The organism is Mucilaginibacter sp. P2_D11, assembly GCF_056404435.1.
In genome coordinates, this window is record NZ_JBFUEA010000012.1 from 103,446 (window position 1) to 115,583 (window position 12,138).

General features: G+C 43.9%; 12 protein-coding genes. All 12 read right to left on the bottom strand.

From position 1 onward, the window contains the following. Positions 1 to 67: 67 nt before the first annotated feature. A complete protein-coding gene (locus tag AC1DXC_RS19230; RefSeq protein WP_477460797.1) occupies positions 68 to 1,063 on the bottom strand; it encodes a glycosyltransferase in 996 nt (331 codons plus the stop codon). Continuing rightward, complete coding sequence (locus tag AC1DXC_RS19235; RefSeq protein ID WP_477460798.1) at positions 993 to 2,093, bottom strand: acyltransferase family protein; 1,101 nt, start codon at positions 2,091 to 2,093, stop codon at positions 993 to 995. The genes AC1DXC_RS19230 and AC1DXC_RS19235 overlap by 71 nt, the downstream gene beginning before the upstream one ends. A 41-nt stretch (positions 2,094 to 2,134) precedes the next feature. Continuing rightward, a complete protein-coding gene (locus AC1DXC_RS19240; protein ID WP_477460799.1) occupies positions 2,135 to 3,070 on the bottom strand; it encodes a glycosyltransferase family 9 protein in 936 nt (311 codons plus the stop codon). A gap of 61 nt (positions 3,071 to 3,131) precedes the next feature. After that, on the bottom strand, positions 3,132 to 4,007 hold the full coding sequence (locus AC1DXC_RS19245; RefSeq protein ID WP_477460800.1) for a hypothetical protein: 876 nt from the start codon (positions 4,005 to 4,007) through the stop codon (positions 3,132 to 3,134). Between the two features lie 206 nt (positions 4,008 to 4,213). Beyond that, entirely contained in the window at positions 4,214 to 5,602 is a 1,389-nt protein-coding gene (locus AC1DXC_RS19250) for an MBOAT family O-acyltransferase (RefSeq protein ID WP_477460801.1), read from the bottom strand. Between the two features lie 87 nt (positions 5,603 to 5,689). Next, on the bottom strand, positions 5,690 to 6,601 hold the full coding sequence (locus AC1DXC_RS19255) for an FkbM family methyltransferase (protein WP_477460802.1): 912 nt from the start codon (positions 6,599 to 6,601) through the stop codon (positions 5,690 to 5,692). Between the two features lie 18 nt (positions 6,602 to 6,619). Beyond that, positions 6,620 to 7,543, bottom strand: coding sequence for a glycosyltransferase family 2 protein (locus AC1DXC_RS19260; RefSeq protein WP_477460803.1), 924 nt, complete (start codon positions 7,541 to 7,543; stop codon positions 6,620 to 6,622). Further along, positions 7,540 to 8,688, bottom strand: coding sequence for a glycosyltransferase (locus tag AC1DXC_RS19265; protein ID WP_477460804.1), 1,149 nt, complete (start codon positions 8,686 to 8,688; stop codon positions 7,540 to 7,542). Before AC1DXC_RS19265 ends, AC1DXC_RS19260 begins: the two co-directional genes overlap by 4 nt. Beyond that, positions 8,673 to 9,566, bottom strand: coding sequence for an NAD-dependent epimerase/dehydratase family protein (locus AC1DXC_RS19270; RefSeq protein ID WP_477460805.1), 894 nt, complete (start codon positions 9,564 to 9,566; stop codon positions 8,673 to 8,675). The genes AC1DXC_RS19265 and AC1DXC_RS19270 overlap by 16 nt, the downstream gene beginning before the upstream one ends. Next, positions 9,566 to 10,189 carry an acyltransferase gene (locus AC1DXC_RS19275; RefSeq protein ID WP_477460806.1) on the bottom strand — a complete coding sequence of 208 codons (624 nt, stop codon included), beginning with the start codon at positions 10,187 to 10,189 and terminating at the stop codon, positions 9,566 to 9,568. Before AC1DXC_RS19275 ends, AC1DXC_RS19270 begins: the two co-directional genes overlap by 1 nt. After that, positions 10,186 to 11,127 carry a nucleotide-diphospho-sugar transferase gene (locus tag AC1DXC_RS19280; RefSeq protein WP_477460807.1) on the bottom strand — a complete coding sequence of 314 codons (942 nt, stop codon included), beginning with the start codon at positions 11,125 to 11,127 and terminating at the stop codon, positions 10,186 to 10,188. Before AC1DXC_RS19280 ends, AC1DXC_RS19275 begins: the two co-directional genes overlap by 4 nt. 2 nt (positions 11,128 to 11,129) lie before the next feature. Further along, positions 11,130 to 12,131, bottom strand: a complete 1,002-nt coding sequence (locus tag AC1DXC_RS19285; protein ID WP_477460808.1) for a glycosyltransferase — start codon at positions 12,129 to 12,131, stop codon at positions 11,130 to 11,132. Positions 12,132 to 12,138: the final 7 nt, after the last annotated feature.

Consider the following 12,138-nt stretch of genomic DNA (forward strand, 5'->3'; position numbering starts at 1 on the left):
GATAAGTTTTGAATCTGGATTTTGGATAACGATAAATTAGGTTTACCAGTTTTTGTAGCATCATGCGTTAAGGTTCCAATCCTGCGAGTGCATCGGTGGTACCACAGTATCCTCTCCATTTAATATAGTTGACGCGGCCGGCAAACGCCTGATGTGCAAACCAGCCTTTTGCTTTTCTAAGCGGTACAGTCCAACCCGGAATTTTTTTCCACGGGTTTATACCGTGGCTGTGCAATAGCTTAATCCAGGAGTGGTTGGTGTTGTTTAGCAGTTTAGCAAGGTAAGCCACGGCCATCCGTTCTTTAGGGATAATATGATGAAGCACTAGTTGCGGGAAATACCCCACCTGCCAGCCGCTTTTTAATATTTCCAAAACGATATCGTTATCCCCGCCCGATGCCAGCGAAGTACCGGAGCGGTCGGCAATCACATGCTGCCGAGTTTCTCCTTTTTTTATATAAGAAGCAAGTGCCACTTTGCGTATGGCCATGCCCGCACCTATAGGTGCATATGCGGGATATAGGTTTTGCCAGGATTGGGTTTTTTCTTCATTTCCCAAATCGCGAAGGGCAAGATTACCATAAAATTCCTTTAGCCACGATGGAGGGGTAGTTTCAAATTCGGGAAGGGATTTACCGCCTATTGCACCCAGGCCGGTATGCTTACCGAAGATTGAGGCAACGTTTTGCAGGTAGCTTTCGTGGAGCAAATTATCATCATCTACCAAAACTAATAAGCCGTTTTTTGCAGCGTTGAACCCGCTTAGGCGTGCATAGGTAAGGCCTTGCACGGGTTCGCGCAGAATAACGGCATCAGGATGCCAGCTTACATCGGCCTTAACAGGCGGGGTGGAGTTATTATCTACGATAATAAGTTCCCATTGAGTTAAGGCCAGCGTTTGGGCCTTCAAAGCCGATAACGTTTTGTTTAACCTAGCCATATTTGGATTATAGGTTGGGATAATGACTGATATAAAAAAGCTTGGCCCCACTTTATTCTTCATCCTGTGCCATTTGTTTCCGCATTCCTTTATTAGAGAACAATGGCGAAGCGAACAGGGCATCTGTTTTCTTTCTTAAGTCTATAAATGGCCGTTCAATCAATACAAAGCTTAAGAAAGCTAACGCAATTGACAATACAAAGCTGGTTAAAACGAATTCCGGTGCATTTAAGCGATTATCCGTCAACTGAAACAGCAGGTGTTGCACCGGGAAGCTATAGATATAGATACCATAAGATAAATCATACTTAAGCGTGAGCTTAAATTGTTGAAATATGTTTATCAGGACAATTGCTATAAGAAGCGGCGATACTAAGTGAAAACCACCAAATTTTAACAACAGCAAAGCGAATAATAACGCAAATAAAGAGCCTCTTAGGTCGAATTTAAACTGATCTTTAAATACATAAATCAAAGATCCTGCAAAATATGAAACATAAACTTTTAACGCCGGGGATAAGATAATTAAGGTTGGGCCGTAATTTTTGATAAAATTAAAACTGATGGCAAAGTAAGCCAGGACGCTGACGAACGTAATCAAATAAAGCATTTTATTTCGGCCAAATAAACCAAACCAGCCGGCTATAACGGTGAAGAGGTAACATTGTACCTCAGGGTACAAACTCCAGAGACTTCCATTGAGCGAACCCTTGTATGCTGCATTGGCCAATACATCATTAATACTCCATTGGTTTATCTTTAACATGAAATTATGGAAAAAGAAGCTTACCGCCCCTTTCTCGCCGGTAAGGCCGAAACTGCTTAACGGCCCAGTTTTAATGGTATAAATAATTGGAGCTAAAACAAATGATGTGATAAAGAGGCATACCCAAAAGCCCGGCAAAATCCTCAAAAGCCGATGGCTGATGAACTTGCCGATATTTGCGGTATTTTCAAAGCTTGCCGTAATCAGATATCCGCTTAAGGCAAAAAAGCCCATAACCCCTATTTCTCCAAAATTGGTTTGCCCCTTAGATAGATAACTAACAGGATCCAGTGATTGATAATTCCCTAACAACAAGCTATGCGTTATCACCACGCTTAAGGCCAAAAGCAATCGTAATAAATCAAAGGCGTTTTCTTTACTTTTCATTTATAAAGTAAGGAGTAAGTACCACTGAAGGATGCCAGTTATCAATTACAAAGTGTGTCAACAGGTAATGGTGTGTTAATGCTTTCCAATTCTTTTAAAACTTCGCTTATAACCATTTCAACTGATATTTCTGTCATGCACATCCGGTTGTAATTGCATCGGTTGTTGAGCCAGCATGGCGAACAATGAACCGCTGAATAAATATTCCGGAAGCTGTTGTAGCCGGTTTGCGCGGGCGTTTCCCGGCCACCGTATACGATAACGCTCCTGCAATCTACCGCGCGCGCAAGGTGCATGGTAAAACCTGCATACGCAATCAATAAAACAGAATTTTTTAATATAGCCGCGCTTTCCCGAAGGGTTGTTTTCCCCCTAAGGTCGGTTACGTTTTTCAAAGCGTAGTCGTTGTGCGCGCCGATCTGTACAAAATCATATTCAGCTCTAAACCTGTCGACAATTTCCTGATAACGCTCGTCAAACCATTCTTTGTTTTTGACAGGTATTTTTGCGCTGGTATTTGAAACGGTAATTGCAATTTGCTTTTTCGAGATTATGCCCTTTTCCGATTCGTCGCCTGTAAGGTAAAAATCCGGCTTATTTTCAATGGCACCGTTTAGGCCAATCGTGTCGGCCATTTTTAGCACAATATGTTTTTCCGGGATCTTGTTTTGATCAGTTAAGGGGTCATAGGCGGTATATTTTAACGGAATTATTTTTGCGCCCATCAAATTAAGCAGCGTGGTAGATAACAAGGTATTGTAGGGTATAACTGCCACAAAGGGGTTATGCTGGTAAAGTTGAGGGTAGTCGCATTTTATCCATGTTTTTTTTTGATGCTTTTTATGGAGTTCTTTCGCGAGGATAGTAAGGAGCAAATTGTCGCCCAGAGATTCTCCAAAAGATAGCACATATGCCGGAACACCCAATCGATAGAGTTTGCTTATTGTAGACAGTATAGTCTTAACTGCGCTAATCATTTACTTGGTAATAGGCAATGTTTGAATCCAGTTGAGCACGGGTTTTCCTTTGCCGGCGCACCTAATGCTCTTGCCTCGTTAGATTTTGCTGCATTATCATATTTGCTTTGGTTACCCAAACATCTAAACCCAAAGGATTCCAATGCGCATCGCTCAAATAAAAGAGGTTGTTTTTGCTCGCCTTGTAATCATTATAAACGCTTATTACAGGTAAGGTGCTGCCAAGCTCAACCCGTTCTAACAAATGATTATAAGGCCCACGTTTGGGGTCATAAATAGAAACAGCGTTGGGTATTACGGCTAAAAACACACTTTTGAAGCCTAAGTTTTTATAGTAGTCGCCTGCTTTTTTAAGTTGATGATTAATTTCATTTACTTGTTTGTTTGTGCGGATTGTGAAGGCTGACTGGGCACTGCTGGTATCTACCGAAATATTCAAAAGCAGGCGCTGTTTATTTGAGCTTACTGCAACCTCAGGAGCAACACGGCCAAAAAGCCTATAGTTTAACCACGCCTTGGCCTCCTTTATGGGCGTGAATATTTTATCGTCAAACAACAGTAATTCTACGTTTCGACTAAGATCTTTGTTAAACAATATTTTACTTGCACGTGTTGGCAAGCTAACCGGTTTTGCCGCAATTGGTAACAATGTCATGTTTTTTTGCCAAGGCTGTTTGTCGGTTTCGCTAAAAGTAAAACCATTTAAATTTCTTTCGGCAAATTCCAACATCAGGTAGTTTTGTTTGGTAGAATCCAAAGCTGTAGTTGGCAACGGAGAGCGCCTGTCTAGAAAAATCACATTGTCGAAAGCGTCAAAAGCCCCGCTAAGCGTTTTATCTGCCAGGAAGCTGTCTCCAATAATGTATAATACACGGCTGCTTGCAGGGGTGCCATTGCGTATATATTGTTTAAATGGCTCTAATGGATGTTTATACATGGGCAGGTAGCAAAGCCCGTAAAGGTCGCCATAGCGCCAACGGTCCGATCGGATGAAGAGTCGGTGGTATAAGGATAGTTTATTGTTAGCGGTGAGGTGGTCAAAGTAGCGGTCTTGTTTTACCCTGTTAATAAACGACTGGTTCATGGCTGCGACTAACAATGTCACGCTCAATGCCAAAAGAATAACGACAATTAGTTTATGCTTCAAAATTGAAAGTAAATAAATTGCGAATTATTAAACACGCCAAGGAAATAGCAAGCAACGCCCAAAGCGAGGGCTGCAGTTATCTTTTTATTATCCGGGAATTCTGCTGAACGGTTTAAATACCATTCACCAACCAGCAAGGAAGCAATTATGAACGCACAATAATAAAGTTCGCCTACTTGCATTATACCGCTTGCGCCATAACTATAACTCGGCCCCGAAAACACGGTGCGTAATATGTAAATAGCATCTGTGATGGTATTTGCCCTGAAAAACACCCAGGCAAGGCATACTAAATTAAAGGTGACCAGCCAACCTAACCAGCCAGCTTTTGGCAGGTTTATTTTTAGTTTTTTTGTTGCTTGATAAATAATTAACAACACACCATGTATGCCCCCCCATACTAAATATTTCCAGTTGGCCCCATGCCACAGGCCGCTTATCATAAAAACAATCATGATATTTACGCAAGTGACAACAAAACTAACCCTACTGCCGCCAAGCGGAATGTAAACGTAATCGCGAAACCATGTAGAAAGAGAAATGTGCCACTTACTCCAAAATTCTGATATGTTTTTTGACAGATAGGGCATATGAAAGTTACGCATCAGGTTTATCCCCAGCGTCATCGCGGCCCCGACGGCAATATCAGAGTACCCGCTGAAATCGCAGTATATCTGGATAGCAAAAAGGTAGATAGCAAAAAGTAAGTCGAGGCTGGTGTGACGGTGCGGGTCGGAGAAAACAGGGTCGACGTAAAGGCCTAACCTATCGGCAATAACTACCTTTTTAAATAACCCAACCATTATTAAAAATACACCTGCAATAAAAGTACTTTTAACAAATTTGTGGGTAAGATGCAATTGGGGCAAAATATGTTGCGGGCGCTCAATGGGGCCTGCCACCATTTGCGGGTAAAACAACACGTAAAGCGCATATATTCCAAAATGACGTTCGGCCTTTTGATTGCCGCGATACACCTCTATAGTATAACTCATCGCCTGGAAAGTGTGGAACGACAGGCCGATAGGTAAGATAATATTTAATAAAGGAATTTGCGGCCCTTTTGCCAAAGCCGATAAGAAGTTGATGTTTTGTGCTAAAAAGTCGAAATATTTATAAAAGGCTAATACGCCTATATTGGCAATAAGGCTTATAATAAGGAATAGTTTTCGTTTGCGTCCTTTTGCGGCCTCAATACCCAACCCGGCTGCATAATCAACAACTATAGTAAATAGTATAATTAATATGTAAACCGGCTTAAAGTACATGTAAAAATAACAGCTTGCTATCAACAGCCATGCCCAGCGGAACTTACCAGGAACAAGGTAATACCCGCAAGTGACTATTATAAAGAACAGCAAGAACAGTAAGGAATTAAAAAGCATTATATAATATTAAACGGGCAGTAGTTTGTGGGTATTTTATGGGGATATAGGGCGGTTCCATTCCAAGTTCTGAATTTCGTGTTTAAATTAGTTTGCAGGTAAACGGTGTTGCTCTTCTACTGCTATCAGCTCATCGGCCACTTTATCGTCGTCAGCGTGGAATGCAATAATATCCATGTAATAAATTTTGGCGTTTTTGCCATCGACATAATCAAACAGCTGTTTCATGAATTTTTGATTGCTTAGTGTAGAGGAGAACATAAAACGCCCGTCGCTTTCGTAGAACAAGACAGTTTTATAGGTATGGTTAAGCAACCATGGGAAAATGCTGAATGGGTCGGTTTCCACAACTTCCAGGTTTTCTCTGTTAAATTCAAAAAGGATTGCTGGTTTTACACATGTGATAAATTTATCGCCGCCGCGGATAATCTTCAGGTCGAAGCCTTCGGTATCTATCTTCAATAGTTTGCATGAATCGTTTAACACCTTGTTTTGATACAGATAATCGATGCTGGAAAATTTGGTGAGGGTAGAGCCACTGCTTTTTTTGGATGGCACTATGGTAAGGTTGTGCCCCACTTTTGTAAAAGTGCAATCCATTTCCACGTCCTGATCAGACAGGAAGGTTTTTATCAATTGTACATTGTTAAATCGCGCGGTGTTGCTGGCGTATGATTCGGCCAGCGTGCCGTCGCCTTCAACGCTTATTACTGGCACATCTGCGCCAGTTTTTATCAGTGCTACGCTATCACCCTGGTTGGCACCAATATCAACAGCCGAAAGGTTGGCGAAGTGATTATTTAAAACTGAAGTAAGCCTGGTAAGCGATGCGCCGTATTCTTTGGAATACCAATAGCACTCTTTAAGCCCGTTGCCATTAGCTAGTTGCAGTTCAAAATTACCCACTTTTACGGTACTTGTACCCTCGGTAAGGTGTTTGATGTTCTTTACTAACGAGTAACCAAGCAGGTTGAAAGCTTTTCTGATTAATTGTTTCATTTATTTGGTTAGATGTGATTAGATAAGGTTTAACAAGCGGTATAATTTCATGCGGATACGGTTTAGGAAATTGACTCTTTTCCACTCCGGCACCGGCCCGTGGGCATCTGCCGACCACATTTTTACGTGGTCTTCCTGCCATTTGGCAGCCATAGCCGGATTGCTTGTTTTTGCGTTTTGGTGTACATGGGCTACTGAAAGTGGCTGCCTTAGCCTAAAACGTTTCTGGCCCCTTACCAGGCGCAGCCATAGCTCGTAATCGAGCGCGCAATGCATTTCTTCCCATATCGGCTGATGGATGGCGGCCCGCCAAAAGCACGATGGTTGGGCAAGCGTAGGTATTTTGATGAAGTAGTCGGGGAAGGGGGCTACTTTAATTAAGCTGAGTTTATGGTACTCGTCCAAATCGTAGGCATAGCCATAAACAAAGGCTGGCTTTTTGCTGCCGCCGAAAGTGGTGGCTACCGAATGGAAAACACTCTCCAGGTAATAATCATCGCTGTTTATCCAGGCATAATATTCGCCCGATGCGAGGCTGAAACCCATGTTGACGGCATGGCTTTGGCCCCTGTCGGGCATGCTATGCCAGTAGCTTAGCCAAGGGCTGTATTTTTTGATGATGGATGAACTTTCATCTGTACTGCCGCCATCGATAATGATATACTCAAGGTTGGGATAATTTTGCAGCAATACCGAGCGGATGGTTTTTTCGAGATATGCTGCCTGGTTGTACGATGGCGTAACGATAGTAATCTTAGGCCAATCGATATCCTTGCTGTACATTTTGGGACTGGTTTCGGCATCGAAAGGCCAACCTATCCCATCTGCTTTTGGCAATCGGGCCAACAGCCCTTCAGCCGCCGCTGGCGAAGTGGGCAGGGGATAAGCAATTCCTTTATCAGCAAACTCCTGTCGGTATAATTTAAGGTCGGGCAGGATCATGATTTGCAGATGGTTAAAAAATCGTGGCCGAATTTTTCGATATGGCTTTGATAAGCATCGCTTTTATATAATGGGGCCAAGGCTGCTTCATTGGCTGCCTTGTTTAGTAGGGTGGCCAGTTCATCCGTATCGTTAGGGTCGAAGAACTGCGCGCTGCTACCGGCGAGCTGTTCTTTATGTACGTTAATGGCCGATGCCAATAGCGCTTTGTTCATAGCTTTGGTATCTTCTACAACGGTGCTCCAGCCTTCGAAAAACGATGGCTGGATAATGGCGATAGACTCCGCCATCAGTTTCAGTTGCTCCCGCCTATCTATAAAGCCCAGGAACTTGATGTTGTTTCCCAAATCATTCTCGGCCACATATTTTTCTAATGAAGCAAAATAATCGGGATGCCGGTAATCACTCGTTTTACCGGTGAAAGCAACCGTGATTTCTGTGCCTTGCTTTTTTAGTTTATCTACCGCCTTAAGTACCGTAAGCTGATTTTTATGTTTCCAGAACTGGTTCGGGCACAGGAAAAATCGAGCAGGTAATTGGTGTTCAGCAAGCAGCAATGCAACATCTAATTCCTGATAAGGCGGATGGGTAACCGCAAAAGGTAATACATGCAATTTTACAGTATGGGCAGGGTAAAGGGCCTTAAAATGGGTCAATGCATCATTGCTGCTCAAAATCAAAGTTTCTGCCGATGATTGTATGGTATGCTGATGTTTCTGGATGGTATCTATTGCTTCGGGCGTAAAAAATTCCGGTGCGAAACTTTCCTGGAAATCGGCAATCCAGTATATTTTTTTGGCAGCGAGCGACTGCTGCAGGCAATCGTAGTAAGGGAAGGCAGCATCGAGCTCTTTTATCTTTTGATTGAATATGGTTTTCCTGAACAACCTGGTTGTAACCTTATTCATGAACCTGAAAAGCCCGTTGCTTTCGCCTGAACTTAACTGGAAACTGATGAACGGATACGCTAGCTTGTTTTTTGCGAAGCGGGCATCTGCCTGGTTGCCTACAAGTAACACGATATGCGGCTTTTCTACATCTGGCAGGGTGTCTAAAGCACTGATTAAATTCTCGATATAGTAGGAGCCGCCTATCCAAAGCTCGTTGTAGGTGTAACTTAAAGCTATCCTTATTCTTTTAGCCAATTGCAGTAATCTGTAAGGCCGTCTTCAAAGCTTATGCTTTGTTGATAGCCCAGGTTGTTCAATAATGTGGTATTGGCCTGCCAGTAAAGCGGGTCGCCCTCTCGGTTTTCGCCGCTAAAGTTTAGCGTACCGCCGAACCCCATATTTTGGAGGAACAATTCGGCGGCGTATTTTATGGAAGTGGCGTAGCCGTTGGCAACGTTAAAAATCCGTTGCCCGGTTTGCGGGTGTGCAATCAATGCCCAAACAGCGTTGGCGATGTCCCGTACGTGTATGAATTCTCTTGTTTCGGTCCCTGTTCCGAATAGTACCAGATTTTGCGTTGCTGCTGATTTTCTGTGCAAATCCCAAAACAGCTGCTTTTTAAGCCCCCGCCCATAAGCCGAAAACAGGCGCAGCACATACGTATTTAAGCCAAAGTATTCGCTATATAATGCGCACAGCTCTTCAGCCTGTTTTTTATGGGTGCCATAGGGCGATAGCGGGGCAAGCACATGTTCTTCTGTTATGGGTAGCACCTGCGGGTTGCCGTAAACAGCCGCGCTGGATAACTGAATGAATTTGCAGGCGGGGGCATCGTCTTTTATCGCGTTCAGCAGGGTTACCACAAGTTGCACGTTGAGCAGGTAATCTCTTAGGGGGTGTTTGAAGGAATCGGGCACGGAGGCTGCACCGGCGCAGTTGATACACCAATCGAATTGATGGTCGCCAAGTATTAGCTTGAAATCGGCATTGCTGGCATCAATCAGGAAATATTTTTCTTCATCGTACACGGCGGTTACGTCGGCGCCGTAAACATCTGCGCCAGGCTGTTTCCTCAGGAAATTTGCGCAGGCTTTGCCAATGAACCCCATGCTGCCTATTACCAGTATCTTCATTATTTATTGAGGGTTTTGATAACTTTTGCCGGGTTGCCGACTACTAGGGTATAGGCAGGTACGTCTTTGGTAACCACGGCGCAGGCACCTACAACGGCTCCTTCGCCAATGGTAACGCCCTTTAAAATCGTGGCGTTGAAGCTTATCCAGGCATAATCGTGTACAATAATCGGGGCGGTGAGCACATTGCCTTTGTCGACCCAGGCCCCGTGCTGCATCAGGTCTACGTATCGCTCTGCCCGCTCCAGGGCATCCAATTCGTGCGCGTTGGTATCTATGATATTCACGTTATGCGATATCTGCACGAAATTGCCGATAATAACCGATTCGCCCGACCATATACGCGAATGATCGCCAACGTAACAGTTTTCGCCAATGGATATTTTGCCTCCATACTTAAATACATTGAGCATGCCGCGTATGTGCGTATTGTTGCCAATTACTATTTTGGTTTTGTCCTGCCCGTTTACCACCGTTGCTTCGGGGTAAAAGGTTGCGCCGTTGTTGGTAATGTTATATTGGATATTTTGCACCTGTTTGGCTTCTTTTACCTGATCTATGATGTGATGCAGGTTGGTTTTATCAACAAACCAAACCAGTATTGTCTTGATAAGCTTTTTCATGATTGTGCAGGCATTGTTTTTTTGGGAGCGATGACCTTAAGCAGGTTGCGAATAATCCTGCCCGGCGAAAAACTTTGCGTAACCGGCTTCCCGGCAACTACCTTGTAAATCAGTTTCAGGTACGCAACATCTGCTTTTTGCTCGCGGGGTGGTACCAGCGGAAAAGCTATCGATTGGCTCTTCAGCCTGGCAATGGCGTTATCATCAGAATTCAGATGCGTGCCGCTGGCGAAACCGATATTCCTGACCAGATTTACAGCCGGATTTATGGCCAGCCCGTTTTGGATAAGGATGGTATAAAACCACTGGATATCCCACGTATCCAGCGTGCCGTTATGCGACGCCTCGAACATAGGCAAATAAAACTTATACCAATCTTTTGTTCGAATGCTTTGCCTGACTGCTTTTTTAGTTTCAGCCATCGGCCAATCTTTCATAGCTATATCGTAAAGCATCCAGGCGCGTTTCCAGGTGGCCCAGCCCCATATGCCGCCGTGGGCAAAAAAATAAGATTGAGTATCGCGTTTCCAAGGCTTGCTCAGCAGGTTAGAACCCGAAACAGACATCACCTTTTCATCATGCCTATACCTGTTTAGCAACTCGGTGCAATAGGGGAAAAAGGTTATATCCGGCAGGCAGTCGTCTTCCAGTATAATGCCTTCTTCTACGTGTTCAAAAAACCAGCTGATAGCTTTGCTCACTGCGGTTTTGCAGCCCAGATTTTCGCCCCTGAAGAGTTTCTTAACTTCGCAATCCCAATCTATTTCACCTACTATCGTGTGCACCCGGGCACATAGTACCGCATCTGCAGGGTTTGAAGCCCTGGGCCCATCGGCCGCTATGTAAAGGTACTTGGGCTTAGCTTGCCTGATTACATCGAATACCCTTTGAGTAAGTTCGGGACGGTTGAATACCAAAAAAAGGACAGGCGTTTGCAATACTATTTCTCTGCGTTTATTTTAGCTAAAACCTCTTTGACGTGATAGTGTTGCCTGATTACTTTGTTTCTGTTGCGCAGGAGCGAATGTAGGGTCCCCAATTGCGTTTGAAATTCATTGGGCCGCGTGGTATAAATTGTATGTATTCTCAACAGAGATAAAACCCTATGCTTTATCACAGATTTTGCTGCCGAGATGAGCCAATTGTGGGTAACTTTTTCGGGCGTTCCATGCTCCTTGTTTGTTAGTGAAAAGTAACTATATAATAATACGTTGGTATATCCCAATGCGTATTGCAACTTGGTAATGTAATCGTTTTTTTGCCTTTTTAGCGGTACAAAATGCTTAAAGATAAGCCGGTCATTAGCAACTATTTTGTAGCCGGCCAGATAAATCATCAGGCATATCTCAACATCTTCTCCTGCCACTAGCGAAGCGCCTTTCCTGCCTGTGGTTATTTGCTCCCAGCCATAACTGGCTAATTTATTTAAAATACTTTTACGGTAAAGGGCTCCAGCACCGTAAACCCAATGTTGTGTTTGCGCCCAGGTTTGGGAGCCGCAAGCTACAACTTGCTTAATAAGATCGCCATTAAACAAGGCGGGTTGTTCTGCTTCGGCAATCCCCATGCCCCCTAGCGCACCTATGCTTGCATCGTTAACTAATATTTCAAAGGCGGTGGCTAAATAATGCTCATTTAGCCAGTTGTCGTCGTCGCAAAAAAGAAGGTACTCATATTTTGCTGCATCGAAGCCCATTTTGCGTGCGTATATCAAACCCGCAACGGGTTGTTTAACTACCTTGAAACCAACAGCGTTTACCATATATTTTTGCCACTCGCGGGTAGCTGCACTATGAGTATTATCCGTAGAAGCATTGTCAACTACGATAACTTCCCAAGGGATATTTGGGGGTACCTGCTGCGCAGCCAGGTGCTTTAAGGTTTCGGGCAGCCGTTCTGCACTATTGTAACAGCAAACAATAACCGACACACCTATCGCCACGCTTTCA

Coding starts and splice junctions, on each gene's coding strand:
- AC1DXC_RS19230 (WP_477460797.1), bottom strand. CDS start 1,063: ATGCCCTGTTCGCTTCGCCATTGTTCTCTAATAAAGGAATGCGGAAAC.
- AC1DXC_RS19235 (WP_477460798.1), bottom strand. CDS start 2,093: ATGAAAAGTAAAGAAAACGCCTTTGATTTATTACGATTGCTTTTGGCC.
- AC1DXC_RS19240 (WP_477460799.1), bottom strand. CDS start 3,070: ATGATTAGCGCAGTTAAGACTATACTGTCTACAATAAGCAAACTCTAT.
- AC1DXC_RS19245 (WP_477460800.1), bottom strand. CDS start 4,007: ATGTATAAACATCCATTAGAGCCATTTAAACAATATATACGCAATGGC.
- AC1DXC_RS19250 (WP_477460801.1), bottom strand. CDS start 5,602: ATGCTTTTTAATTCCTTACTGTTCTTGCTGTTCTTTATAATAGTCACT.
- AC1DXC_RS19255 (WP_477460802.1), bottom strand. CDS start 6,601: ATGAAACAATTAATCAGAAAAGCTTTCAACCTGCTTGGTTACTCGTTA.
- AC1DXC_RS19260 (WP_477460803.1), bottom strand. CDS start 7,543: ATGATCCTGCCCGACCTTAAATTATACCGACAGGAGTTTGCTGATAAA.
- AC1DXC_RS19270 (WP_477460805.1), bottom strand. CDS start 9,566: ATGAAGATACTGGTAATAGGCAGCATGGGGTTCATTGGCAAAGCCTGC.
- AC1DXC_RS19275 (WP_477460806.1), bottom strand. CDS start 10,189: ATGAAAAAGCTTATCAAGACAATACTGGTTTGGTTTGTTGATAAAACC.